Raw genomic sequence first — 26,031 nt, 5'->3', positions numbered from 1 at the left:
CGGCGAGGCTCGCATTTAGCAGTTGATCCCGCAGGGCCATAGGATAGGTGCCTGTGACCCCAGCAGACCTTTCCCAGCTGCTCCGCGATGCCACGGTCTCCGTGCTCGCGAGCCACGATCTCGATACCTCCGTCGTCCCCGATCGGCTGGTCGTCGAGCGACCGCGGAACCCCGAGCATGGTGATTACGCCACCAACGTGGCGCTGCAGGTGGCCAAGCGCGCCGGCACCACCCCGCGCGAGCTCGCGGGCTGGATCGCGAGCGCGATCGCCGATGATGACGGCATCGACTCCGCCGAGATCGCGGGGCCCGGCTTCCTCAACATCCGTCTCGCGGCGGCCGCGCAGGGAAAGATCGTCGATCACGTGCTCGCCGCGGCCGAGGGCTACGGCCGCGGGGAAGCCCTCGCGGGCCTCGAGATCAACCTGGAGTTCGTCTCCGCGAACCCGACCGGTCCCATCCACCTCGGTGGAACCCGCTGGGCCGCGGTGGGGGACTCGCTGGGACGCGTGTTCGAGGCGCAGGGCGCGAAGGTCACCCGCGAGTACTACTTCAACGATCACGGCGCCCAGATCGATCGGTTCGCCCGCTCGCTGGTCGCGGCCGCGCTGGGCGAGCCAGCCCCCGAGGATGGCTATGCCGGGGCCTATATCACGGAGATCGCCCGCACGATCGTCACCGAGGCGCCCGGCGTGATGGAGATGCCGCAGGACGAGCGCCACGAGGCATTCCGCGCCGCTGGCGTCGCCATGATGTTCCAGCACATCAAGCGCACCCTGCACGAGTTCGGCACCGACTTCGACGTCTACTTCCACGAGAACTCGCTGTTCGAGTCGGGCGCGGTCGCGGCGGCGATCGAGGAGCTCAAGGCCAATGGCAACCTCTACCACCAGGATGGGGCCTGGTGGCTGCGCAGCTCCGACTACGGCGATGACAAGGATCGGGTCGTCATCAAGTCCGACGGCAACGCCGCCTACATAGCGGGGGACATCGCCTATCTCCGCAACAAGCACGAGCGCGGCTTCGGGCTGAGCGTGTACATGCTCGGCGCCGACCACCACGGCTACATCGCCCGCTTGAAGGCCGCCGCCGCCGCGCTCGGCTATGACCCCGACTCGGTGGAGGTGCTCATCGGCCAGATGGTCAGCCTCGTCCGCGACGGCAAGCCGCTGCGCATGAGCAAGCGCGCGGGGACAGTGATCACCCTTGATGACCTCGTCGAGGCGATCGGCGTCGATGCCGCGCGCTACGCCCTCACTCGCTCCTCCTTCGACAACACCCTCGACATCGACCTCGAGCTGTGGGCGAGCGCGAGCAACGAGAACCCCGTCTACTACGTGCAGTACGCGCATGCGCGCCTCTGCTCGATCGCGCGCAACGCCGCCGAGCTCGGCGTGACCGCCGAGGATCCGCAGCTCGAGCTGCTTGTCCATGAGCGCGAGGGCGACCTCATCCGCACCCTCGGCGAGTTCCCGGGCGTGGTGGCTGCCGCGGCGAAGCTGCGCGAGCCGCACCGGGTGGCCCGCTACCTCGAGGACCTTGCCGGCACCTACCACCGCTTCTACGATCAGTGCCGCGTGCTGCCCCAGGGCGACGAGGAGCCCGCCCCGCTGCACACCGCGAGGCTCGCGCTCTGTGGCGCGGCCCGCCAAGTCCTGTCCAACGGCCTGGCATTGCTGGGCGTGACCGCCCCGGAGCGAATGTGAGCGCCCACCCAGCCGGACCCAAGCATGCCGAGATCCCCCACGCCCCGGGGCTCAGCGAGCGTCCCGCCTCGCCGGAGGAGCTTGCTGCGCTCGCCCCCGTGGTGTGGCCGCGCAACGCCGAGCGCGATCCCGGCAGCGGCATCGTCACGGTGGCCGGGATCCCGGTTACCGAGCTCGCGGCCGAGTACGGCACCCCCCTCTTCATCCTCGACGAGGACGACTTCCGGTCACGCTGCCGGGAGATGGCGGCAGCGTTCGGTGCCCCCGACCGGGTCCACTACGCCTCGAAAGCATTCCTCTCGAGCCACATCGCGCGCTGGGTCGCCGAGGAGGGCCTCTCGCTCGACGTGGCGTCCGGGGGCGAGCTCGCCGTCGCCCTGCACGGTGGCTTCCCTGCCGAGCGGATCGCGCTGCACGGCAACAACAAGTCCGAGGCCGAGCTCGATGCCGCTGTCCATCACGGGGTAGGCCACGTGGTGCTCGACTCCATGATCGAGATCGACCGCCTTGATAGCATCGCGGGGCGCCACGGCGCCGTGCAGGATGTACTGATCCGCGTCACCGTCGGCGTGGAGGCACACACCCACGAGTTCATCGCCACCGCGCACGAGGACCAGAAGTTCGGGTTCTCCCTCGCTGATGGCTCGGCGATGGAAGCCATCCGGCGCGTCTTCGCTGCCGACAACCTGCGGCTCGTGGGCCTGCACAGCCATATCGGCTCGCAGATCTTCGAGCCCGACGGCTTCGAGCTCGCCGCGCATCGCGTCATCGGGCTACTGCGCGACGTCATCGCCGAGTTCGGCACCACCAAGACCGAGCAGCTCGGCACCATCGATCTCGGCGGCGGGTTCGGGATCGCCTACGTGCCCAGCGATGATCCGCCTCCTATCGCGGAGCTCGCGGCCAAGCTGCTCGCGATCGTGGAGAGCGAATCGAAGCAGGCTGGAATCGCTGTGCCACGCCTGACCGTGGAACCGGGCCGGGCCATCGCGGGGCCGGGAACCATCACCGTCTATGAGGTCGGTACCGTCAAGGATGTCCGGCTCGGCTCCGCAGCGCGCCGCACGTACGTCAGCGTGGACGGGGGAATGAGCGATAACATCCGCACGTCGCTGTACGACGCCGAATACGATGTTCGTGTCGTGTCGCGGCGCAGCGAGGCGGAGCCGACGGTGTCGCGCATCGTCGGCAAGCACTGCGAGACGGGAGACATCGTCATCAGGAACACCTGGATGCCCGCGGACATCGCGGCCGGGGACCTGCTCGCTGTCGCTGCCACGGGTGCCTATTGTTATTCGATGTCGAGCCGCTACAACATGCTGGGCCGCCCCGCGGTGGTGGCCGTGCGCGATGGACAGTCCCGGTTGCTGCTGCGACGGGAAACGGTGGAAGATCTGCTCAGCTTGGAGGTCGAATGAGTAGCGAACAGGCTAGCGGCGTGATGCCCGAGCGGACTCTCGGAATCGCCGTGCTCGGATTGGGCAACGTCGGTAGCGAGGTGGTGCGGCTGCTCTCCGAGCATGCCGACGACTTCCAGGCCCGCGTTGGTGCCCGCCTCGAGCTCAAGGGCATCGCCGTGCGCAACGTGACGCCGGACCGCGGGGTCCCGGTGGAGCTGCTCACCGATGATGCCGCCGCGCTCGTCGCCCGCGACGATGTCGATATCGTCGTCGAGGTGGTGGGCGGCATCGAGCCGGTCCGCACCCTCATCCTCAATGCCCTCAACACGGGCAAGTCCGTGGTCACCGCGAACAAGGCCCTTCTCGCCGACTACACCGGTGAGCTCGCGGCGGTCGCCGATGCCGCGGATCTCGACCTGTACTTCGAGGCAGCCGTGGCCGGCGCGATCCCCGTCGTCCGGCCCCTCATGCAGTCGCTCGCCGGGGACCGCGTGGATCGTGTCGTGGGCATCGTCAACGGCACCACCAACTACATTCTTTCCGCGATGGGCGAGACCGGCGCGGACTACGCGGACATGCTCGCCGAGGCGCGCAAGCTCGGCTACGCCGAGGCTGACCCCACTGCCGATGTCGAGGGATACGACGCCGCCGCCAAGGCTGCCATCCTCGCATCGATCGCCTTCCACACCCGGGTCACGGCCTCCGATGTGTATCGCGAGGGCATCAGCAACATCACCTCCGAGGACCTCGCCTCCGCCGCTGACCTCGACTGCACCATCAAGCTGCTCGCCATCTGCGAGCGCGTCACCGACGACGAGGGCAAGCAGCAGGTCTCTGCCCGCGTCTACCCGGCGCTGGTGCCGCTTGAGCATCCGCTGGCCGCTGTGAACGGTGCGTTCAATGCTGTAGTGGTCGAGGCAGAGGCTGCCGGGCGCCTCATGTTCTACGGGCAGGGCGCCGGGGGCGGCCCGACCGCCTCCGCAGTGCTCGGCGATCTCGTCTCCGCCGCGCGCAACAAGGTCCATGGCGGCAAGGGGCCTGACGAGTCCATCTACGCCAAGCTCCCGATCATGTCGATCGGCTCCACGCCCACTCGCTACTACGTGCGCATGGAGGTCGCTGACCGCACCGGCGTTCTCGCCGCGGTCGCCCAGGAGTTCGCCAACCACGGCGTGAGCATCTCCACCGTGCGCCAGACCGGCAGCGAGGAAGCAGCCTCGCTGGTCGTCGTGACGCACCGCGCCTCGGATGATTCGCTGTCGAAGACCGTCGCAGCGCTGCAGGGCCGGGAATTCGTCCATGCTGTGACCAGCGTGATCCGACTGGAAGGTACTTCTGAATAATGACCGGAGCAATCACCGACGCATCTTCCGGCCCCGTCCATAGTGGCTGGCCAGGGCTCATCGCGGCATACCGGGACCGGCTCGCGGTCGGGGACGACTGGCAGGCAGTGACCCTGCAGGAGGGTGGCACGCCGCTGCTGCCCGCGGAGCATCTCTCCGAGATCACCGGGTGCGAGGTGTACCTGAAGGTCGAGGGGCTCAACCCGACCGGCTCCTTCAAGGACCGGGGCATGACCATGGCTGTCACCGATGCGGTCGCTCGGGGCCAGCGGGCCGTGCTGTGCGCCTCCACCGGCAACACCTCGGCCTCCGCTGCCGCGTACGCCGCCAAGGCCGGGATCACCTGCGCGGTACTCATTCCCGCCGGCAAGATCGCCATGGGCAAGCTTGCTCAATCGGTCATCTACGGGGCCACCATCATCCAGGTCGATGGCAACTTCGATGACTGCCTCGAGCTCGCGCGCAAGGCCACCAGCGAGTTCCCGGAGATCGCGCTCGTCAACTCGGTGAACCCTGCCCGCATCGAGGGGCAGAAGACCGCCGCGTTCGAGATCTGCGATGTCCTGGGCAGGGCGCCGGACGTGCATGCGCTGCCCGTGGGCAATGCCGGCAACATCACCGCGTACTGGCGGGGCTACAAGGAGTACCACGCGGACGGCATCACGAGCAGCCTGCCCCGGATGCTGGGCGTGCAGGCCGCCGGTGCCGCGCCACTGGTGCATGGCGCGCCCGTGAAGAACCCCGAGACCATCGCCACGGCCATCCGGATCGGTGCCCCGGCCTCGTGGAACGGCGCGGTCGCCGCGCGCGACGAATCGAACGGCCAGTTCCGGGCCGCCACCGATGAGAAGCTCCTCGAGGCGTACCGGCTGATCGCCTCGCGGGAAGGCGTGTTCGTCGAGCCAGCCTCGGCGGCGAGCGTGGCGGGCTTGCTGGCTGCCCACGAGGATGGCTGGCTCGAGCCTGGCCAGACCGTGGTCTGCACCGTGACGGGCAACGGGCTGAAGGATCCCGACACGGCACTGCTGGGCATGCCCGAGGTCCAGGCCATTCCCGTCGATCCCGTCGCCGTGGCACGTGCGCTCGGACTGGCAGAATGATCCGAGCCGTGACGCCGCCACAGGCATGCGTGGAACTGCCCGAGGGAACCACGGCAACCGTCCGGGTCCCAGCCTCGAGCGCGAACCTGGGAGCTGGGTTCGACTCGCTGGGCCTCGCTCTGGGCATGCACGACCAGGTATCCGTGACCGTGGCGCACTCCGGACTGGAGATCACTGTTGATGGCGCGGGCCGCGGCGAGGTTCCTCTGGACGGCAGCCACCTGGTCGTCCGCGCGATCCGGAAGGGCCTCGATGCCGCGGGAGTCGCGGTGGGCGGCCTGCGGATCTCGTGCGCGAACACCATTCCTCACTCGCGTGGCCTCGGCTCATCCGCATCGGCAGCGGTGGGGGGCCTGGTCGCGGCGAATGGCCTCATTGCGCAGGTGGCGCCGGATCGGGTGCTGGACGCTGGCGCGCTCGTCCAGCTCGCCGCGGAGTTCGAGGGCCACCCCGATAATGCCTCGGCGAGCGTTCTCGGTGGTGCCGTGGTCTCCTGGACCGATGCCCCGGCTGACGGGGACGGTGGCTGCCGCTACTACGCCACGCGCCTCGACGTGCACCCCGATGTCCGCGCGTTCGTCCTGGTACCGGAGACGCGGTCCTCGACCTCGCAGACCCGCGGACTGCTGCCCATGCATGTGACGCACAGCGATGCTGTGTTCAATGTCAGCCGGGCTGCGCTCGCTGTCGTGGCGCTGACGCGGCGGCCCGAGCTGCTCATGGCCGCGACCGAGGATCGCCTGCACCAGCAGCAGCGCGCCTCGGCGATCCCGATGACGAGCCGGTGGGTCGCGGAGCTGCGCGCAGCGGGGATCCCGGCCATGGTGTCGGGCGCGGGGCCCGCCGTCCTGGCGCTCACCGTGGACGAGATTCCGTCGGCACTGGCCAGCCGGGCGAGCGACGAGGGCATGGTTGTGGCTGAGCTTGGCATTTCCGAGGGAGCATCGCTGGTGTGACCGCCGGTGAGTCCGGTTTCGGGGCCTGTACTGATCTGTTATTGTTCGAAGAGGATTCACCTCGCACATCGCCGCTCGGGAATATGTTCCCTGCGCATGTGCGTTGCTAGCAAGGCAATCGCCTGCACGCTCTCTGTGGCATGTGGGGCAGAGGCCCGTCGCCGTTGTGCGAGTGCTGAGCTATCTGCCCGGAAACCCAGGCATGGCGATGGTGATGACAGCAAGTCCTTCCCAAGCGCGCACGAGATGTGACCGCGAATCAGCAGGAATTTCCACATGGTGAACGTGTGGCACCTCGGATCCCAGATCACACGCTGGGTTTCGGGAAGAACCTCCACGACCCCGCGGGGCGTTCGGAGGAACGAAAGGAACTCCGTGACAGAAACGGACCTCATGACCAGTCCAGAATCCGACCCCGCCGTTGCTGCCGCGACCAAACGAGCCCAGTCGAGGCGCAAGGAGGGACTATCCGGCATGCTGCTTGCCGAACTGCGCGCGCTTGCCGGAAGCCTAGGGATCCGGGGCACCTCGGGGATGCGCAAGGGCGAGCTGATCGCCGCGATCGAGGAACGCCAGCGCGGGGGCTCGGGCCCGGCCGCGGCGAAGACGCCCGACGACAAGCCGGCGAAGCAGGACAAGCCCGAGAAGGCCGAGAAGCCCGCGGCTAGCCAGGAATCCGAAGCGCCGAGCGGAACCGGTTCCACGGTGAGCGGCGAGAGCGATACCGCCCGTGGCAGGTCGCGGCGCGCGACCAGGGCCGCTGGGCCGGAAGCCTCTCCGGGCCCGGACGCGGAGCAAGCGTCGCCGCGCGGCGATGCCAGCGAGGGTGGTGCGCGGGAGAAGAACGACACCGACCCCTCGGCCCAGTCCCGCGAGGCGCAGTCCCGCGAGCAATCCGCCCAGTCCCGCGAGCAGGGTGGTGCTCCGCAGCGCTCTGGCGAGGGCCAGCAGCGTTCCGGTGACCAGGGCGGGGAGCGCGGCGAGTCCGGCTCCCGGCGTCGGCAGCGCGGGGGAGACCGCCGTGATTCCGATCAGAACCAGCGCTCCGACCAGAACCAGCGCGGCCAGCAGGACGGCTCGCGCCAGGGCGACAACCAGCAGCGCGACGAGGGCCAGCGCGGCGGCAACCAGCAGCGCGGCGGAAACCAGGGCCAGAACCGCGATCAGGGCCAGAACCGCGATCGCGACAACGGACCGCGCGACCAGGATGATGACGAGTCCGGGCGCGGCGGGCGGCGTGGCCGCAGGTTCCGCGAGCGTCGCCGCAACCGCGGCAGCGACCGCGGACCTGATTCGAACGACGCGGAGCTCCGCGACGACGATGTCCTCCAGCCGGTCGCTGGCATCCTCGACGTGCTCGACAACTACGCCTTCGTGCGTACCTCCGGGTACCTGGCTGGGCAGAACGATGTCTACGTCTCGATGAACATGGTCCGCAAGAATGGCCTGCGCCGTGGCGATGCGATCACGGGCGCGGTCCGGTTGCCCAAGGACGGCGAGCAGGGTGGCCAGCGGCAGAAGTTCAACCCGCTGGTGCGGCTCGATACCGTCAATGGGGTATCGCCGGACCAGGCGCGCAAGCGTCCCGATTTCAGCAAGCTGACGCCGCTGTACCCGAACCAGCGACTGCGCCTCGAGACCACCCCGAACATCCTGACCACGCGCATCATTGATCTGATCATGCCGATCGGCAAGGGACAGCGCGCACTGATCGTGAGCCCGCCCAAGGCCGGCAAGACCACGATCCTGCAGGATGTGGCGAACGCGATCGCCGTGAACAACCCCGAGTGCTACCTGATGGTGGTCCTGGTCGATGAGCGGCCCGAGGAAGTCACGGACATGCAGCGCTCCGTGAAGGGCGAGGTCATCGCCTCGACCTTCGATCGTCCACCGTCGGACCACACCTCGGTGGCGGAGCTGGCCATCGAGCGGGCCAAGCGATTGGTGGAGATCGGCAAGGACGTCGTTGTCCTGCTTGACTCGATCACCCGGCTCGGGCGTGCGTACAACAACTCCTCGCCCGCATCGGGGCGCATCCTCTCCGGTGGTGTCGATTCGACCGCGCTGTATCCCCCGAAGAGGTTCCTCGGCGCGGCGCGCAACATCGAGGAGGGCGGCTCGCTCACGATCATCGCGACCGCGATGGTCGAGACCGGCTCGCAGGGCGATACGGTCATCTTCGAGGAGTTCAAGGGCACCGGCAACGCCGAGCTGAAGCTTGATCGGCGCATCGCGGAGCGCCGGGTGTTCCCGGCGGTCGATGTGATCCCGTCCGGCACGCGGCGCGATGACCTGCTCCTCGGGGCGGACGAGTTCGCGGTCCTGCACAAGCTGCGGCGGGTGCTGTCCGGGCTCGACTCCCACCAGGCGATCGACCTGCTTGTCGATCGGCTCCGGAAGACGAAGAACAACGTCGAGTTCCTCATGCAGGTGGCGAAAACCGCGCCAGGCATGGGTGACGCTGACTAGCCGGGACTATAAATGCCAGCTTCCTTGTTGACGGGACTGTCTGGCATACTTGGTCGACCCCGATGAGTTCCGGTTCACGGTTCCGCTCCAGGCGGATCCGACCCGGCGGCTCGAGACGAAAGAGGAACAATGAAGAAGGACATCCATCCCGAGTACTCCGCCACCACGGTTCTGTGTGGCTGCGGAAACACCTTCGAGACCCGCAGTGCCGCAGGGCGCGCGCAGATCACCGTCGAGGTGTGCTCCGAGTGCCACCCGTTCTACACGGGCAAGCAGAAGATCCTCGACACCGGGGGCCGCGTCGCTCGCTTCGAGGCTCGCTACGGCAAGCGCGCGCGCAAGACCGCAGCAAACTAGCTCTTCCCACCACGCCCGTTCCGTGCAGATGCATGGATCGGGCGTGGTGCTTTTTGATCGGACCACTTTCCCGCGCTGCACCAGAGGCAGCGAAACGGACAACGGTGAGGCAATGAGCACGGTGAACAAGCCATCGGCGATCGACGACGTCATTGCCGAGTACGAGGGCCTCGAGCAGCAACTGGCCGACCCCTCCCTGCATGATGATGCTGTCGCCGCGCGCAAGGCGGCCAAGCGCTATGCCCAGCTCGGCCCTGCCATGGCGACGTACCGGAAGCTCACCGCTGCCGAGGGTGATCTCGCGGCCGCGCGGGAGCTCGCTCGCGAGGATTCCAGCTTCGCCAGCGAGGTGACCGAGCTCGAGGAATCCGTCAGCGCGCTCCAGCATGAGCTCACCGACATGCTCGCTCCCCGTGACCCGCACGACGCGGACGACATCGTTCTCGAGGTCAAGTCAGGCGAGGGGGGCGAGGAATCCGCGCTGTTCGCTGCGGACCTCGCTCGGATGTACCTCAAGTATGCCGAGCGCCAGGGCTGGAAGGCCGAGGTCCTCGATTCCGTCGAGTCCGATCTCGGTGGCTACAAGGACATCACCTTGTCCATCAAGTCCCGCGGCGATGGGCCCGATGGCGTCTGGTCGCGGCTCAAGTTCGAAGGTGGCGTGCATCGGGTCCAGCGGGTGCCGGTCACCGAGTCGCAAGGCCGGATCCATACCTCGGCGGCAGGCGTGTACGTCATCCCTGAGCCAGAGGAGGCGGAAGCCGTGCAGATCGACGAGGGCGATCTGCGCCTCGATGTGTTCCGCTCATCGGGCAAGGGCGGGCAGGGCGTCAACACCACTGACTCCGCGGTGCGCCTGACACACCTTCCGACGGGCATCGTGGTGAGCTGCCAGAACGAGCGGTCCCAGCTGCAGAACAAGAATCGTGCTATGCACGTCCTCGCGGCCAGGCTGCAAGCGCTCGCCGAGGAGGAGGCAGTGGCCGAGGCCTCGGCCGGGCGCAAGAGCCAGGTTCGGACGGTCGACCGATCGGAGCGGATCCGCACCTACAACTTCCCCGAGAACCGGATCGCGGATCATCGCATCGGATTCAAGGCGCACAATCTCGACACCGTGCTCGATGGCGAGCTCGACGCCGTCGTCGGTGCGCTGCGCGAGGCTGACCGGCAGGCCCGGCTCGAGGCTGAATAACGGTGCAGCCCTTGGCTGCTGGACCAAGCAGCCCGCCCCGGTGCACCACGAGTGGCTGGCGCGGGCTGCTCGATCCGGACTGGGTGGGTGATCCCTAGTCGGCGGCCGGGGCGCCCGGCACGTCGTCGCTGGTGAAGCCGGGCAGCAGGATGCATGTCTCGCCCTGGGCGTTCTCGTACGCCCCGAGCATCGCGGACAGGACGGTCCCTTCACCGGTCTCGACCACAGCGATCGGGGCCATGGCCTCGTCGCCGATCGGGGTGGGCTCGAGCTCGGCGGTGCCGAATCGCAACTGCCCCGTCTGGACGCTATCGACGTTGACCCACGCCACCATCGCGCCGCTGCCGCCCTGCTCATTGATCACGTAGGTGATCGTGCCGGGCGGCAGCGAGTTCGCGGCGTCCTCGACGAAGGTCTGGGGGACAGCGATGCCACTGGCGCAGAGCGCGGGGCTCGGCGGCGTGTCGAAGGGCTTGGCGGTGGCGCCCTGCGCGGCCGCCACCGCGATGATCGTGGCGCCGGTCAGTGCTAGCCCGGCGCGGCGTACTGGTGCCTGGAGCATCATGTGTACCTCCCGTAGATGTGCGTCCGTGCCTAGGCTATCCGAGGCACGACCAGAAATTGAGAGTGTCATCGTTCTGTTGCGCAACTCCTGGCATGCGAACCTAGAGGGGTGACTCGACAACCTGTTCGTTCCGTTATCTCCTCCACCGCCGCGACGCTCGCATGCGCTGGGGTGCCAAGCCCCCGGGTGGATGCCGAGCTTCTGCTCGCTCACGTGCTCGAGGTGGACCGGGGGAGGATCGCGTTCATCCCGTTCCTGACGGACGATCAGGCATCGAGGCTGCAGGATCTCGTGGTCCAGCGCTCGGAACGTGTTCCGCTGCAGTACCTCACCGGGACCGCGCTGATGGGCGAGATCGATGTGGCGGTCGGGCCGGGGGTATTCATACCGCGCCCCGAGACGGAACTGATGTATGCGTGGGCGCTCGGCTACCTCGAGATGTGCGGCATGCATCCGCCGGTGGTGGTGGACCTGTGCGCCGGCTCGGGGGCGCTGGCGCTGGCGATCGCCCATGCGCGCCCCGATGCGCTCGTCCACGCGGTGGAGATCGACAAGGACGCTCTGCCGTGGCTGCAGCGCAACGCTGGCGCCCGGCAAGCGGCTGGCGACACGGCGATCACGCTGCACGAGGCCGACGCCACCGCGCCGGGCCTGCTCGCGGACCTTGACGGCACGGTGGACCTCGTGATCTCCAATCCGCCATACGTGCCCGAGCGCAGCGAGGTCGCGGCCGAGGTGTCGCGGCACGAGCCACGCAGGGCGGTGTTCGCGGGGGAGGATGGCCTGGATGTCATCAGGCCCCTGGTGCGCAACGCTGAGCGGTTCCTCCGGCCCGGAGGGGGTCTGGTGATCGAGCATGACGACAGCAACGGTGCCGGGGCGATCGGTATCGTGGAGGCCACCAAGGGCTTCCGCGAGATCGAGCAGCATCTGGACCTCGCGGGGCGGCCCCGGTTCATCTCGGCTATCCGTACGATCGGGGCAGCGGGGTGAGGGGCAGCGGGGTGGGCCACCAGGCATGCCCATCCGGGGGAACGACGCGGCGGGAGATGAGGGATCGTGCGTACGGTTTTTGATTGCGGCAGGGCCGATTCCCGGTCGGCGGGCATCGAGGCCGCGGTGCAAGCCATCAAGGCTGGCCGGCTCGTGGTGATGCCCACCGATACGGTGTATGGCATCGGATGCGATGCGTTCGACTCGCACGCGGTGGGATCGCTGCTCGAGGCGAAGGGACGCGGGCGGGAGATGCCCGTCCCCGTGCTCGTGGGCTCGTGGAACACCATCGACGGCCTGGTGTACTCCGTGCCGACGACGATGCGATCGCTCATCGAGGCGTTCTGGCCCGGCGGGCTCAGCCTTGTCGTCGAGCACGCTCCCTCGTTGTCGTGGGACCTGGGATACACCAGGGGGACGGTGATGCTGAGGATGCCCTTGCACCCGGTGGCGCTCGAGGTGCTCGGCGAGGTCGGCCCGATGGGCGTGTCGAGCGCGAACAGGTCCGGGCAGCCCGCAGCGACCAACGCCGCGGACGCCGAGGAGCAGCTCGGGGACGCGGTCTCGGTGTATCTCGACGGGGGCGACTCCCCGCACGGGGAGGCTTCGACGATCGTTGATCTCACCGGGAGCCGCCCACGGATCCTGCGCGCGGGAGCGGTGCGCGTGGAGGAGGTCGCGGAGGTGCTCGGCATGAAACCGGGCGAACTAGCCCCCGCGGACGTGCCGTGATGAAAGGATCTCGCCCGTGAGCACAACACCGTCCTGGGTGCCGGAATGGGAAGACCTCGCCGCTGCCGATCCCGAGATCGCCGAGATAGCGGACCGGGAAGCGGCACGCCTGGCCGCGGGCCTGCAACTGATCGCGAGCGAGAACCACGCCAGCCCCGCGGTGCGGGCAGCGCTAGCGAGCCCCTTGTCGATGAAGTACGCCGAGGGCTTCGTGGGGCAGCGCTTCTACCCGGGCTGCGAGCATGTCGATCGGGCCGAGGAGCTCGCGGTGCAGCGCGCCCGGAACCTGTTCGGAGCCGAGCATGCGAATGTGCAGTCGCACTCGGGGACGAGCGCCAATCTCGCGGTCTACGCGGCTTTCGCCAAGCCCGATGATCCGGTGATGGCGCTGAGCCTCGCGCACGGTGGCCACCTGACCCATGGCGCGCGCATCAGCTTCTCGGGGGCCTGGTTCACGCCCGTGCCCTATGAGGTGGACCAGGCGAGCGAGCGGATCGACTATGAGGCGGTGCGCGAGATCGCGCGCATCCACGCCCCCCGCATCATCGTTTGTGGCGGGACCTCCTACCCGCGGAACATTGACTACCAGGTCTTTCGCGAGATCGCGGACGAGATCGAAGCAATACTCTGGGTCGATGCCGCGCACATCATGGGCCTCGTCGCGGGTGGCGCGGTGCCCGATCCCGTGCCGTTCGCGGATGTCGTGACGACCACGACCCACAAGACCTTGCGGGGACCACGCGGCGGCATGATCCTGTGCCGCAACGAGCATGCTCGTGCTATCGACCGAGCGGTTTTCCCGTTCAGCCAGAGCGGGCCCGCGATGCACGCGATCGCGGCCAAGGCGGTCGCGCTGCGCGAGGCATCGCTGCCAGCCTTCACGGACTACGCGCGGGGCATGGTCGAGAACGCGCAGGCTCTCGCTGAGGCCCTGGCTGGTCATGGCGCGCGGATCGTCACCGGCGGCACGGACACCCATATGGTGGTGGCGGACCTGCAGCCGCTCGGCGTCGATGGCGCGCGGGCCGAGGAACTGTGCGCGAGCGCGGGCATCTACCTGAACAAGAGCGCGATCCCGTTCGATCCGCTGCCGCCGCGCGCGCCGTCGGGCATCAGGGTGGGGACCGCGGCGTTGACGACGCAAGGCTTCGGGCCTGCTGACATGGCCGAGGTGGCGGGGCTTATCGCTCGCGCGTGCCGGGGCGAGGATCCTGGCCGGATCGCTGCTGACGTCGCTGGGCTCGTCGCGCGCTATCCGGCGTTTCCCGCTGGGCACGCCGAGCCTGGCGGGCGCGATCGGGGCAGCAGGATACGTCGTGGCGGTTCGTCAGCCTGAGCAGAGCCACGGTAGCGTTGCCGTCTGTGAGCGTCCCTGACCCGACGATCCTGCTCCTCGCGCAAGATCCGCGGGGCGCGGGCGTGCCGATCCGCGAGCTGATGCTCATTTGCCTGACGGCGGCAGTCATCACCTTCCTGGCTACAGGAGTGGTCCGTGTGCTGGCCATCCGCTTCGGCGCGGTCGCGTATCCGCGCGATCGGGACGTGCATGTGGCTCCGACGCCCCGGCTCGGTGGGGTCGGCATGTTCCTCGGCCTTCTCGCGGCCCTCTTCCTCGCCGGTCAGCTGCCCGCGCTGACCCGCGGGTTCGAGTTCTCGTCGGACGTCCAGGCCGCGCTGCTCGCTGGGGCGGTCATCGTCCTGGTGGGCGTGATCGATGACCGATGGGGCCTTGACGCGCTCACGAAATTCGTCGGGCAGATAACCGCGGCAGGAATGCTCGTCCTGCTCGGTGTCTCCTGGTATGTGCTCTACCTTCCGGGCACGACGCTGGTGCTCGATCAGTTGCAGTCGGCGGGCCTGACGGTGTTCCTGACCGTGCTCATCGTCAATGCGATGAACTTCGTCGATGGCTTGGATGGGCTCGCTGCGGGACTCGGCCTGATCGCTGCGATCGCGCTGGCCGCGTTCTCGGTGGGGCTGCTGCTGGACCAGGGCGGGGACGTCAGCGTCTATCCGCCCGCCATGCTCGCCGCCGCCCTCGCGGGGGCATGCCTCGGGTTCCTGCCGCACAACTTCCAGCCGGCCCGCATCTTCATGGGGGACTCCGGCTCGATGCTGATCGGGGTGATGCTCGCGGCCATCTCGACGAGCGCCTCGGGGAAGATCAGCCTGGATCTCTACGGCCCGCGCGATCTGCTGGGTCTCTATGCCCCGCTCATCCTGGTCCTCGCGGTGTTGTTCGTGCCGTTCCTAGACCTGTTGCTCGCGGTGATCAGGCGGACCCGCGCGGGGCGGAGCCCCTTCAGCCCCGACAAGATGCACCTGCACCACCGGCTGCTCGAGATCGGTCATTCCCACCGGAGGGTCGTGCTGGTGATCTACAGCTGGGTGGCGCTGCTCGCGTTCACCGCCGTGGGCAGCTCGTTGCTGGCCTGGCAGCTCGTGGTGCCGGTGGCGGGGGTCATCGCTCTCGTGCTGGTGGTTCTGACGTTTGTTCCCCGGTTCTCGCGACGGGCCCGCTCGTTGTAGCTGGCTAGGCGTGGTGACGTGGTAGCCGCTACCCTCGGTTGCTGTGACTTCTCCGATGGATGATGACTTCAGCCCCGTGCCAGAGCGGACGAGCGGCAGTTCTCCTGCCCCTGGCGCCGAGGACGCGCCACGCTTGACCAACCCTCCGGTCGATCCATCCAAGCCCATGCGCGCGGCGGTGCGCTATGGCACGTACGGGCTGGTGGCCCTCGCGATCGTCGGTGTGGTCGCGGGTTATCTGTTCGCCGGCCTTCCGGGCGTGTGGGGCGCTCTGCTCGGTGCGGGCCTGGGCGGGGGCTTCATCCTCTTCACAGCGGTGAGCGTGCTGTTCTCCGAGCGGCTGCCGATGGTGCAGGGCGGCGCAGTGGTGCTGGGGGGGTGGGCGATCAAGATGCTGCTGGCGCTGATCGTTTTCGCCACGGTGTCGCGGTTCACGTTCTACAGCCAGCCGGTGATGGCGATCGTGGTCATCGGTGCGCTCGTTCTGGTGCTGGGCGCGGAGACCTACGGGGTGCTCAAGCACCGTGTCCCGTATGTCCAGCCGGAGGCAGAGGCTGTGAATCCAGCCACAAAATACGACGATGCGTAGTACTACACCTGGTCATTAATGACGAAAGGCGCGCCCTGCTTGCACGAACTCGGTGAGAAGTTGATAGTGTCACCGACTAGCAGGAGCGGTGTGGCTGCCAGTGCAACCCCACGACCAGTTGGCCGCGATCTGCAGGATCTCGGGTCGATGCACTGCCCACCGGCAAAGTTGCGCCCAGAGAGCCGGGCTGTGTGATGCAATCAGTCATCGAGATTCGCAGCTCCGAGATCGTTACTGTCCGATCACGCCGCGCACCGCGTGGCCAAACAACGGAAGAGACCGCTGAGCGTCATGAACCTGGCTGCCGGTGAATTCAATCCGCCGTCGCTGAAAGACTTCTTCCCGCCCGCGATCCTGTTCGAGGGCACCCCGTTCGAGCTCGACCGCCTTATGCTGATTCGCATCGTGGTCGCCGTGCTCATCGCGGTCTTCTTCGCGTTTGCCATGCGCAGTCCGAAGATCGTCCCCCGGGGCGTCCAGAACTTCGCCGAGGTCGCGATCGACTTCGTCCGGCTCCACATCGCCGACGAGATCCTTGGCAAGACACAAGGCAAGAGATTCCTGCCGCTCATCGCGACGATCTTCTTCCTCGTCCTCGGGTTGAACCTCACGGCGGTCATCCCGTTCGTGAACATTTCATCGAACGCGCGGATCGGAATGCCCCTCGTCCTCGCCGCACTCGCCTACATCGTCTTCAACTATGTCGGCATCAAGAAGTACGGCGCGTTCCGCTACGTCAAGAGCAGCATCGTCGTCCCCGGCGTGCCGTGGATCCTCCACTTCCTGCTCATCCCTATCGAGTTCATCTCAACCTTCGTGCTCCGGCCGTTCACCCTCATGGTGCGACTCATGGCCAACATGCTCGCTGGGCACGTCATGCTCGTGCTGTTCTTCAGCGCGACACACTACTTCCTCTTCAGCTCCGAAGGCTTCATGAAGGTGTTCAGCGCACCCGCGCTCGTCGTGGGCGTCGCTTTCACTTTCTTCGAGCTCCTCGTGGCATTCCTGCAGGCGTACATCTTCGCCCTGCTGACGGCTGTGTACATCGATCTCGCGCTGCACGCTGAAGAGCACTAGAGCCACCGTTCCCGCGCTGCCACGGCAGGGCGGGAACGCTTCTGAACACGACCTGACCCGCCACGATCGTGGCAGGGCCAACAGAAAGGGAACACAACCATGAGCATCGCTTACCTGGCGCAGGAAGCAGCAGAGGTCTCCGGCTCCGGATACGGCGCGATCGGCTACGGCCTCGCCGCGATCGGCCCCGGCATCGGCATCGGCATCGTCGTCGGCAAGACGATCGAGGGCGTCGCCCGCCAGCCTGAGATGGCCGGCCAGCTCCGGACCCTCATGTTCCTCGGTATCGCCTTCACCGAGGCCCTCGCCCTCATCGGTATCGTCGCCGGCTTCATCTTCTGATCATGAATACAGCGAACATCGTCCTTCTAGCCGCGGAAGGGGAGCCGAACCCGCTCCTCCCAGCGGTCTATGACATCGTCTGGTCGATCGTCGCTCTCGCTGTCGTCGGCCTCGTCTTCTGGAAGTTCGTCATCCCGCCCTTCCAGGAGCTTCTCGAGCGCCGATCGGAAGAGATCGAGGGCGGCATGAAGCGGGCCGAGGCCCTGCAGGCCGACGCCAAGAACGCGCTCGAGCAGTACCGCGCGCAACTGGCAGAGGCTCGTTCCGAGGCCGCGAAGATCCGTGAGGAAGCCCGCGGCCAGGGCCAGCAGATCATCGACGAGATGAAGCAGCAGGCACAGGTGGAGTCCGACCGCATCGTTGCCAACGGGCAGTCGCAGCTCGAGGCCCAGCGCCAGCACATCGTCGCCGACCTGCGAAGCGATCTCGGTCGCACCGCGGTCGATCTCGCCGAGAAGATCATCGGGCAGTCCGTCGCTGACGACGCCAAGCGCGCCGCCACGGTCGACCAGTTCCTCAACGAACTCGAATCGATCAACGCAGACACGGCGACAGGGAAGTGAGCAGCATGTACGCAGCGAGTCGTGAGGCGCTAGCCCACACCACGTCAGCGCTGGAATCCAGCCTTGGCGAGGCCAGTGGCACCGCCGCCGCAGCGGCGCAAGCCGGCGAGCAGTTGCTTGCCGTGGTTGATCTGCTTGATACCAACCGGGATCTCCGGGTCCAGTTCACAGACACCTCAGCCACGCCCGAGCGTCGCGCCAGCCTGGTCGACACAGTCTTCGGGGGCAAGATCTCCCGCGAAGCACTCGACACCCTCAAGGCCGCAGTGAGCCAGGATTGGTCATCCACGTCCGATCTCCTGAACTCGCTCGTCCACGTCGGTCGGATCGCCTTGCTGCGTGCAGCTGCTGAACAGGACCAGCTCCAAACGGTGGAGGACGAGCTCTTCCGCCTGGGACGGATCACTGCGTCCAGCCCGGAGCTGGAGCAAGCCCTCTCCGACCGGACACGCCCGGCCTCAGCAACGCGTGACCTCTTGCGTCGTCTGCTCTACGGCAAGGCCACCGCCATCACCGAGACGCTCGCGGCGCAGGCCGTCAGCCGTGCTCGGCAGGCCCCCGCCAATGAGTTCGCGAGTCTCTCGCAGCTCGCTGCCGAGCAGAGCGACCGCACGGTCGCCCACGTTCGCAGCGCTGCACCGCTGACCGATGGCCAGCACGACAGGCTAGCGAGCGCCTTGACGCGGATCTATGGCAAGCCCATCGCTATCCACTCCGAGGTCGAGCCAGGGCTGCTCGGCGGGCTTGTTGTCAGCGTCGGTGACGAAGTCATCGACGGAAGCGCGCAAGGACGCCTGACCCAGCTGCGCAAGGCTCTAAAGTAGGGCACCGAAGGATCTTCGGCGACCTCGCACAGCGCACCGCGCGGCCCAACCACACAGACAACGAGAGGCTATCCGAAGCGATAGCCCGCAGACGACCGAGAGCAGGAAGAACATGGCGGAGCTGACGATCTCCTCCGATGAGATCCGTAGCGCGATCCAGAACTACACCGCGAGCTTCACACCGGAATCCTCCCGCGAGGAGGTCGGCCAGGTCATCGATGCGAGTGACGGCATCGCACACGTATCCGGCCTTCCCTCAGCAATGGCAAACGAGCTCCTTGAGTTCGCCGGGGGAGTACTCGGTGTCGCGCTGAACCTTGATGACCGCCAGATCGGCGCCGTCATCCTGGGAGATTTCGACAAGATCGAGGAAGGCCAAGAGGTCAAGCGCACCGGCGACGTGCTCTCTGTCCCCGTTGGCGATGGATACCTCGGGCGCGTCATCGACCCGCTGGGCGACCCCATCGACGGCCTCGGCGAGATCGAGTCCACCGGCACCCGCGCCCTCGAGCTGCAGGCCGCATCGGTGCTCGAGCGCCAGCCGGTCGGCGAGCCGCTGCAGACTGGCATCAAGGCCATCGACGCGATGACCCCGATCGGTCGCGGACAGCGCCAGCTCATCATTGGCGACCGCAAGACCGGCAAGACCGCGGTCTGCGTCGACGCGATCCTCAACCAGAAGGCGAACTGGGAATCCGGCGATCCCAGCAAGCAGGTGCGCTGCATCTACGTGGCGATCGGCCAGAAGGGCTCGACCATCGCTGGCGTCAAGACCGCTCTCGAAGAGCGTGGCGCCATGGAGTACACCACCATCGTCGCTGCCCCGGCCTCGGATTCCGCCGGCTTCAAGTGGCTCGCGCCCTACACCGGTTCCGCCATCGGCCAGCACTGGATGTACGAGGGCAAGCACGTCCTCATCGTGTTCGATGACCTCACCAAGCAGGCCGAGGCATACCGCGCGATCTCCCTGCTGCTGCGTCGCCCGCCGGGCCGCGAGGCCTACCCCGGTGACGTCTTCTACCTGCACTCCCGTCTCCTCGAGCGCTGCGCCAAGCTCTCCGATGAGCTCGGAGCAGGATCGATGACCGGACTGCCGATCATCGAGACCAAGGCCAACGACGTCTCGGCCTACATCCCGACCAACGTCATCTCCATCACCGATGGACAGGTCTTCCTCGAGTCCGACCTGTTCAACAAGGGCATCCGCCCGGCGATCAACGTCGGTATCTCGGTGTCCCGCGTTGGTGGCGCCGCGCAGACCAAGGGCATGAAGAAGGTCGCCGGCACGCTGCGCCTCGAGCTGGCCCAGTTCCGCGAGCTCGAGTCGTTCGCGGCCTTCGCCTCCGACCTCGATGCGGCATCCCGGTCGCAGCTCGAGCGGGGCCAGCGCCTCGTCGAGCTGCTCAAGCAGGACGAGTACTCGCCCGTCTCCGTCGAGGATCAGATCATCACGATCTTCGTCGCGGGCCAGGGAGTCTACGACAGCGTCCCCGTGGGCGACGTTCGTCGCTTCGACACCGAGATGCTCGAGGACCTTCATCGCAACGCGAAGTCGGTGTACGAGTCCATCGACGGGGGCAAGGCGCTCTCCGAGGATGACATCTCCACGTTGATGGCCGCGGTCAACAAGTTCAAGGATGGCTTCATCGCCTCCGACGGCAGCCGCGTGGTCAACGAGGCCGAGGCTGAGCCGCTCTCCGAGGACGAGGTGGACCAGGAGCAGCTGACCGTCAAGCGCAAGGTTCGCCGATGACGCAGACCTCCGCTGCCCCACTATCGATGAAGGAGCGTGACTGATCGATGGGAAGCCTGAGAGAGATTCGGTCACGAATCAAATCGGTCAACTCGACCAAGAAGATCACCAAGGCCCAGGAGCTCATCGCGACCTCCCGGATCGTCAAGGCACAGGCTCGCGTGACCGCGCACACCCCGTACGCGGCTGAGATCACCAAGGTGATCAGCGAGCTGGCCAGCGCCTCCCAGTCGCTGGACCACCCGTTGCTGTCCGAGCGCAACAACCCCACCCGGGCCGCTGTGCTCGTCGTGACCAGTGACCGTGGAATGTGCGGCGGTTACAACTCGAACGTCCTCAAGGAAGCGGAAGAGCTCATCCAGCTGCTGCGCCGTCAGGGGAAGACTCCAGTCCTCTACGTGCTCGGCAACAAGGGCCTCATCTACTACACCTTCCGTGAGCGCGAGGTGGCCGGAGCGTGGACCGGGTTCTCCCAGGCCCCCGGATACAGTGACGCCGCCAAGGCGAGCAAGCATCTCGTTGAGCTGTTCACGGCTGGCTCGGGCTCCGAGGTTGCCGCGCCCGACGGAGAAGGGACGGTCGAAGGGGTCGACGAGCTCCACATCGTCTACACCCGATTCGTCTCGATGCTCACCCAGACCCCCGTGGTGCGTCGCATGGCGCCCATCGAGGTCGACATCGAGGAGGAGGAGCTGCAGCTCGGCGACGACATGCTCAGCGCCTCTCCCGAGGCAGGGGAGTCCAAGGCGGGCTGGAGCTTCGAGCCCGACGCCGATTCACTGCTTGCCGCGCTGCTGCCGAAGTACTTGAGCACCCGCATCTACGCGGCCCTGCTCGAAGCGGCAGCATCGGAGTCGGCGTCACGCCGCACCGCGATGAAGTCGGCCACGGACAACGCCAATGAACTGGCGAACTCCCTTACCCGGCAGATGAACCAGGCCCGCCAGGCCATGATCACCCAGGAAATCAGCGAAATCGTCGGCGGCGCGAACGCGCTGGCCTCGAGTGCAGGAAGTGACTGATCCACATGACCGCCGCAGTAACCGAAGCAACCAAGAACGGCGCATCCACAAGCGACGGCCGCGTGGTTCGAGTCATCGGCCCCGTCGTCGACGTCGAGTTCCCCCGCGGAGCCGTCCCGAGCCTGTTCAACGCGCTGAACACCGACATCACCCTCAAGGCTGTCGCCAAGACGCTCACCCTCGAGGTGGCACAGCACCTTGGTGACAACCTCGTGCGCACCATCTCGATGCAGCCCACCGATGGCCTCGTCCGTGGCACCCCGGTGCGCGACACCGGCAAGCCCATCTCGGTCCCCGTCGGCGATGTCGTCAAGGGGCACGTGTTCAACGCGCTCGGCGACTGCCTCGACGCGCCCGGCACCGGCCGTGACGGCGAGCAGTGGGGCATCCACCGCAAGCCACCCGCGTTCGACGAGCTCGAGGGCAAGACCGAGATCCTCGAGACCGGCATCAAGGTGATCGACCTTCTCACCCCGTACGTCAAGGGTGGAAAGATCGGTCTCTTCGGTGGTGCAGGTGTCGGCAAGACCGTGCTCATCCAGGAGATGATCACCCGTATCGCCCGCGAGTTCTCCGGCACCTCGGTGTTCGCTGGCGTCGGCGAGCGCACCCGTGAGGGCACCGACCTCCACCTCGAGATGGAGGAGATGGGCGTGCTGCAGGACACCGCGCTGGTGTTCGGGCAGATGGACGAGCCGCCTGGAACTCGTATGCGCGTGGCCCTGTCGGCCCTGACCATGGCGGAGTACTTCCGCGATGTGCAGAAGCAGGACGTGTTGCTCTTCATCGACAACATCTTCCGCTTCACCCAGGCCGGCTCCGAGGTCTCCACGCTGCTCGGTCGCATGCCGTCCGCCGTGGGCTACCAGCCCACCCTCGCGGACGAGATGGGCGAGCTGCAGGAGCGCATCACCTCGACGCGTGGCCGGTCCATCACCTCGATGCAGGCCATCTACGTGCCTGCTGATGACTACACCGACCCCGCCCCGGCGACCACCTTCGCCCACCTTGATGCGACGACCGAGCTTTCCCGCCCGATCTCGCAGATGGGCATCTACCCGGCCGTCGATCCGCTCACGTCCACCTCGCGGATCCTCGAGCCATCGGTCGTGGGCGCGGAGCACTTCCGCGTGGCGAACCAGGTCAAGCAGATCCTCCAGAAGTACAAGGAGCTGCAGGACATCATCGCCATCCTCGGCATGGACGAGCTGTCCGAAGAGGACAAGATCGTCGTCGGCCGTGCACGCCGCATCCAGAAGTTCCTCGGACAGAACTTCATCGTCGCCGAGAAGTTCACCGGCGAGAAGGGCTCGGTCGTGCCGCTGACCGACACCATCGAGGCATTCGACAAGGTGTGCAAGGGCGACTACGACCACCTTCCCGAGCAGGCCTTCAACAGCTGCGGCGGTCTCGACGATGTCGAGAAGGCTGCCAAGAAGCTCGCTGGGAAGTGATGACGCGTGTCTGAGATGTCAGTGGACCTTGTGGCTGTCGAGCAGCGGTTCTGGTCAGGAAAGGCCAAGCTCGTTGTCGCGCAGACCACAGAGGGCGAGATCGGTGTCATGCCGGGTCACGAGCCAGTCCTCGGCCAGCTCATCGAAGGCGGCATCGTTGCCATCACCACGACCAACGGCGAGCGCTTCGTCGCCGCGGTCGACGGTGGATTCATGTCGGTGACCGCGAGCACGGTGACCGTGCTCGCGGAATCCGCGGAGTGGGCACAGGACGTCGATGCCGACGCGGCGCGCCGCCAGCTCGAATCAGCGGGCGACGACCTCGAGGCAGCTGCTCGTGCACGCGGACGCCTCCGCGCCATCGAGCGCATGTGATCGATCCACAAGAAAACACGCTAGGCTAAGGAAGTCTCAATACCGCGATAGCGAAGGATGGTCCCGAGTGGACGGTGGAATGCTGCTGGCGCTCATTCTGCTACTTCTCATCCTCGCTATCGCCGGTGTTGTCTACCGCCTCTACCAGCTGCGCTCAGCTGGTGCCGGAGCCGTGATCCGAGCCCTTCCCGCGCGGGAAGGGCTCGGTTGGCGTTATGGAGTGATCCGGTACAGGGACGAGGACCTCAACTTCTACCGGTTGTCCCGCTTGATCCCGGGACCTAGCTTGCGGATCGACCGGCAGGATGCCGAGGTCAGTGCACGCCGCGCCCCATCCAGCGGGGAACGAGATCTGCTGGAACCGGGAAGCACCGTGATCAGGGTCAGCGTCGGTGACGCGGACTACGAGTTCGCCTTCGACAAGGACACCCTCACCGCCTTCTTGTCATGGCTCGAGTCCAGGCCGCCCCGTCGTGCCCGGAGGCGCACCAGATGGACCCCGCGCAAGCGATAGGGGCTAGAACGATAGTGGCTAGGAATCCTTGCCCGGGCCGTCGCCGCGCGAGCCGCCGCCTGGTGCCCACAAGACGTCGCTGCCGTCGTTCGCCGCTCGCGACAGGATGAAGAGCAGGTCCGAGAGCCGGTTCAGGTAACGAGCAGGCAGCACCGACGTCGCTTCGGGCTCCTCGTCCAGCAGTTGCCACACTGATCGCTCCGCCCGTCGCGCTACCGTGCGAGCCACATGCAACTGGGCCGCCAGCGGTGAGCCGCCCGGCAGTATGAACGAATGCAGGGGCTCGAGATTCGCGTTGAACTCGTCGCACCAGGCCTCGAGCTGATCGATGTATGAGCTCTCGATCCGGAGCGGGGGATGCTCGGGCTCGGCCTGCACCGGCGTGCAGAGGTCGGCGCCGACATCGAACAGATCATTCTGGACCTGGTGCAGCACGTCGCGGATGCGCTCCGCGGACGCGCAGGAAGCCACTGCTACGCCGATGGCCGCGTTGGTCTCGTCCACGTCGGCATAGGCGGCGATGCGGGCGGAGTTCTTTGGCACGCGGGAGAAATCACCGAGGCCAGTCGTGCCATCGTCGCCGGTCCGCGTATAGATTCTCGTCAGATGCACGCTCATGTGAGCACCGTACCCGCGAAACCCCCGGTGTACCGATAAGCTGATGCACTGTGAGCGAGAGATTTGTCGTAACTGGTGGTGGTCGGCTCGAGGGCGAGGTGGTGGTAGGCGGCGCCAAGAACAGCGTGCTCAAGCTGATGGCAGCGGCATTGCTCGCGGAGGGCACGACGACGTTGACGAACTGCCCCGATATCCTCGATGTCCCGTTGATGGGCGATGTGCTCATGGGGCTCGGGTGCGAGGTCGAGCTCGACGGCAGCACAGTTCGTATCACTACCCCCGCTGAGCTGAAGTATCACGCCGATTTCCCTGCTGTCCGTCAGTTCCGGGCCTCTGTCTGCGTGCTGGGACCGCTTGTTGCCAGGTGCCACAAGGCAATCGTCGCCCTGCCCGGCGGTGACGCGATCGGCTCGCGACCGCTCGACATGCACCAGGCAGGATTGCGGCTGCTCGGAGCGACGAGCACGATCGAGCACGGCTGCGTCGTCGCGGAAGCCACGGAGCTCCACGGCGCCGACATCCGGCTGGCCTTCCCCTCGGTCGGCGCTACCGAGAACATCCTCATGGCCGCGGTGCTCTCCAAGGGCCGGACGATCCTCGACAATGCGGCGCGCGAGCCCGAGATCGTGGATCTGTGCATCATGCTCAACGACATGGGCGCGCGGATCGAGGGGGCGGGGTCGAGCACTCTCACCGTAATCGGGGTCGAATCGCTGCGGCCGGTCGAGCATCGCGTGATCGGCGACCGGATCGTTGCGGCAACCTGGGGCGTCGCTGCCGCGATGACGCGGGGGGACGTGACCGTGAGAGGCATCAACCCCGCTCACTTGCAGCTCGTGCTCGACAAGCTCCGGGAAGCCGGTGGCGAGGTCACGCATGGCAAGGACTGGTACCGCGTGGTGCAGCGGGAGCGGCCCAGGGCAGTGAACTTCGCGACCCTCCCGTATCCGGGCTTTCCCACTGACCTGCAACCGATGGCGATAGGCCTGGCGGCAGTGGCGGACGGAACCTCGATGATCACCGAGAACGTGTTCGAGGCCCGTTTCCGGTTCGTCGAGGAGATGGTGCGGCTGGGCGCCGATGCGAAGACAGATGGACACCATGCGGTGATCCGCGGCGTCGAGCAATTGTCGAGCGCGCCCGTATGGTCCTCGGACATTCGCGCCGGTGCTGGTCTCGTCCTTGCGGGCCTCGTCGCTGACGGTCAGACCGAGGTCTACGACGTCTACCACATTGATCGCGGCTACCCGTCCTTCATCTCGGACATCCAGGGTCTGGGCGGCGATGTGCGAAGAGTCAAGGACTAGCGTCCTGTTTTTCCTTATGTGAGCTGGTGGTTTGTGCTGGGGGCGCGGGGGGTGTAGGTTTTGTCCTCGCTGCCGGGAACGGTCGGCGGGATCGGCGGGGCCCCGGGAACGGGGCGCGCGGATCGTCGCTGGTCGGCCTGCCTGGCCGCCGAGGGCACGGGATTTGACGCGCTGGCGGTGGTGGGGTTAGTCTTGGTGGCTGTGCCTGGGGGAGCTTCCCCGCCGTGTTCGGCGGGGTGCCTGGTGGGCGT

General features: G+C 66.9%; 25 protein-coding genes. 23 read left to right on the top strand and 2 right to left on the bottom strand.

From position 1 onward, the window contains the following. Window positions 1–53 precede the first annotated feature (53 nt). From argS to prfA, 8 genes are all read left to right on the top strand, one after another. Window positions 54–1,706, top strand: a complete 1,653-nt coding sequence (gene argS / locus FXO18_RS15105) for an arginine--tRNA ligase (protein ID WP_149361980.1) — start codon at window positions 54–56, stop codon at window positions 1,704–1,706. Beyond that, complete coding sequence (lysA, locus tag FXO18_RS15100; protein ID WP_149361979.1) at window positions 1,703–3,124, top strand: diaminopimelate decarboxylase; 1,422 nt, start codon at window positions 1,703–1,705, stop codon at window positions 3,122–3,124. Before argS ends, lysA begins: the two co-directional genes overlap by 4 nt. Further along, window positions 3,121–4,449 carry a homoserine dehydrogenase gene (locus FXO18_RS15095; RefSeq protein ID WP_149361978.1) on the top strand — a complete coding sequence of 443 codons (1,329 nt, stop codon included), beginning with the start codon at window positions 3,121–3,123 and terminating at the stop codon, window positions 4,447–4,449. Before lysA ends, FXO18_RS15095 begins: the two co-directional genes overlap by 4 nt. Continuing rightward, complete coding sequence (gene thrC / locus FXO18_RS15090; RefSeq protein ID WP_187774394.1) at window positions 4,449–5,549, top strand: threonine synthase; 1,101 nt, start codon at window positions 4,449–4,451, stop codon at window positions 5,547–5,549. The genes FXO18_RS15095 and thrC overlap by 1 nt, the downstream gene beginning before the upstream one ends. Window positions 5,550–5,557: 8 nt before the next feature. After that, complete coding sequence (thrB, locus tag FXO18_RS15085; RefSeq protein ID WP_235900709.1) at window positions 5,558–6,505, top strand: homoserine kinase; 948 nt, start codon at window positions 5,558–5,560, stop codon at window positions 6,503–6,505. Between the two features lie 393 nt (window positions 6,506–6,898). Further along, a complete protein-coding gene (gene rho / locus FXO18_RS15080) occupies window positions 6,899–8,974 on the top strand; it encodes a transcription termination factor Rho (RefSeq protein ID WP_235900727.1) in 2,076 nt (691 codons plus the stop codon). Between the two features lie 129 nt (window positions 8,975–9,103). Then, entirely contained in the window at window positions 9,104–9,331 is a 228-nt protein-coding gene (gene rpmE, locus FXO18_RS15075) for a 50S ribosomal protein L31 (RefSeq protein ID WP_149361975.1), read from the top strand. 112 nt (window positions 9,332–9,443) lie between these two features. After that, window positions 9,444–10,523, top strand: a complete 1,080-nt coding sequence (prfA, locus tag FXO18_RS15070) for a peptide chain release factor 1 (protein ID WP_149361974.1) — start codon at window positions 9,444–9,446, stop codon at window positions 10,521–10,523. A gap of 94 nt (window positions 10,524–10,617) precedes the next feature. Here the strand turns inward: prfA and FXO18_RS15065 are convergent, their stop codons facing one another. Continuing rightward, window positions 10,618–11,088: a hypothetical protein gene (locus FXO18_RS15065; RefSeq protein ID WP_149361973.1), complete on the bottom strand. Its 471-nt coding sequence runs from the start codon at window positions 11,086–11,088 to the stop codon at window positions 10,618–10,620. Between the two features lie 108 nt (window positions 11,089–11,196). Here FXO18_RS15065 and prmC point away from each other — a divergent pair, with 108 nt between their 5' ends. The 14 genes from prmC to FXO18_RS14995 all read left to right on the top strand — a co-directional run bounded on the left by prmC (window position 11,197) and on the right by FXO18_RS14995 (window position 23,855). Further along, the gene (gene prmC, locus FXO18_RS15060; protein WP_149361972.1) at window positions 11,197–12,081 is read left to right on the top strand and encodes a peptide chain release factor N(5)-glutamine methyltransferase; all 885 of its coding nucleotides are present in this window, start codon (window positions 11,197–11,199) and stop codon (window positions 12,079–12,081) included. Window positions 12,082–12,147: 66 nt separating this feature from the next. Continuing rightward, on the top strand, window positions 12,148–12,813 hold the full coding sequence (locus FXO18_RS15055; RefSeq protein ID WP_149361971.1) for an L-threonylcarbamoyladenylate synthase: 666 nt from the start codon (window positions 12,148–12,150) through the stop codon (window positions 12,811–12,813). Window positions 12,814–12,829: 16 nt separating this feature from the next. After that, complete coding sequence (locus FXO18_RS15050) at window positions 12,830–14,149, top strand: serine hydroxymethyltransferase (protein ID WP_149361970.1); 1,320 nt, start codon at window positions 12,830–12,832, stop codon at window positions 14,147–14,149. Between the two features lie 101 nt (window positions 14,150–14,250). After that, window positions 14,251–15,342 carry a glycosyltransferase family 4 protein gene (locus FXO18_RS15045; RefSeq protein WP_187774405.1) on the top strand — a complete coding sequence of 364 codons (1,092 nt, stop codon included), beginning with the start codon at window positions 14,251–14,253 and terminating at the stop codon, window positions 15,340–15,342. A 43-nt stretch (window positions 15,343–15,385) separates the two neighbouring features. Next, window positions 15,386–15,931, top strand: coding sequence for a hypothetical protein (locus FXO18_RS15040; protein ID WP_328593445.1), 546 nt, complete (start codon window positions 15,386–15,388; stop codon window positions 15,929–15,931). A 291-nt stretch (window positions 15,932–16,222) separates the two neighbouring features. After that, window positions 16,223–17,008, top strand: coding sequence for a F0F1 ATP synthase subunit A (gene atpB, locus FXO18_RS15035; RefSeq protein ID WP_149361968.1), 786 nt, complete (start codon window positions 16,223–16,225; stop codon window positions 17,006–17,008). Between the two features lie 99 nt (window positions 17,009–17,107). Continuing rightward, on the top strand, window positions 17,108–17,350 hold the full coding sequence (locus tag FXO18_RS15030; protein ID WP_149361967.1) for an ATP synthase F0 subunit C: 243 nt from the start codon (window positions 17,108–17,110) through the stop codon (window positions 17,348–17,350). 2 nt (window positions 17,351–17,352) lie between these two features. Continuing rightward, window positions 17,353–17,913: a F0F1 ATP synthase subunit B gene (locus FXO18_RS15025; RefSeq protein WP_149361966.1), complete on the top strand. Its 561-nt coding sequence runs from the start codon at window positions 17,353–17,355 to the stop codon at window positions 17,911–17,913. A 5-nt stretch (window positions 17,914–17,918) separates the two neighbouring features. Then, window positions 17,919–18,737, top strand: a complete 819-nt coding sequence (locus FXO18_RS15020; RefSeq protein WP_149361965.1) for a F0F1 ATP synthase subunit delta — start codon at window positions 17,919–17,921, stop codon at window positions 18,735–18,737. Between the two features lie 112 nt (window positions 18,738–18,849). Next, window positions 18,850–20,490 (top strand): F0F1 ATP synthase subunit alpha, encoded by a 1,641-nt coding sequence (gene atpA, locus FXO18_RS15015; protein WP_149361964.1) that lies wholly within the window; start codon window positions 18,850–18,852, stop codon window positions 20,488–20,490. Window positions 20,491–20,537: 47 nt separating this feature from the next. Further along, window positions 20,538–21,512, top strand: coding sequence for a F0F1 ATP synthase subunit gamma (locus tag FXO18_RS15010; RefSeq protein WP_149361963.1), 975 nt, complete (start codon window positions 20,538–20,540; stop codon window positions 21,510–21,512). Between the two features lie 5 nt (window positions 21,513–21,517). After that, entirely contained in the window at window positions 21,518–22,966 is a 1,449-nt protein-coding gene (atpD, locus tag FXO18_RS15005; protein ID WP_149361962.1) for a F0F1 ATP synthase subunit beta, read from the top strand. A gap of 6 nt (window positions 22,967–22,972) precedes the next feature. Next, entirely contained in the window at window positions 22,973–23,341 is a 369-nt protein-coding gene (locus FXO18_RS15000; RefSeq protein WP_187774393.1) for a F0F1 ATP synthase subunit epsilon, read from the top strand. 67 nt (window positions 23,342–23,408) lie between these two features. Beyond that, window positions 23,409–23,855, top strand: a complete 447-nt coding sequence (locus FXO18_RS14995) for a DUF2550 domain-containing protein (RefSeq protein WP_149361961.1) — start codon at window positions 23,409–23,411, stop codon at window positions 23,853–23,855. A gap of 18 nt (window positions 23,856–23,873) precedes the next feature. Here FXO18_RS14995 and FXO18_RS14990 read toward each other — a convergent pair whose 3' ends face one another. Next, on the bottom strand, window positions 23,874–24,473 hold the full coding sequence (locus FXO18_RS14990; RefSeq protein ID WP_149361960.1) for a cob(I)yrinic acid a,c-diamide adenosyltransferase: 600 nt from the start codon (window positions 24,471–24,473) through the stop codon (window positions 23,874–23,876). 50 nt (window positions 24,474–24,523) lie between these two features. Between FXO18_RS14990 and murA the strand changes: the two genes are divergently transcribed. After that, the gene (murA, locus tag FXO18_RS14985) at window positions 24,524–25,780 is read left to right on the top strand and encodes a UDP-N-acetylglucosamine 1-carboxyvinyltransferase (RefSeq protein WP_149361959.1); all 1,257 of its coding nucleotides are present in this window, start codon (window positions 24,524–24,526) and stop codon (window positions 25,778–25,780) included. Window positions 25,781–26,031: the final 251 nt, after the last annotated feature.

This window comes from Lolliginicoccus suaedae (assembly GCF_008312885.1).
Taxonomy (GTDB): Bacteria; Actinomycetota; Actinomycetes; order Mycobacteriales; family Mycobacteriaceae; genus Lolliginicoccus; species Lolliginicoccus suaedae.
The sequence above is the reverse complement of the archived record's forward strand: the minus strand, read 5'-3'. Positions and strand labels throughout refer to the sequence as shown.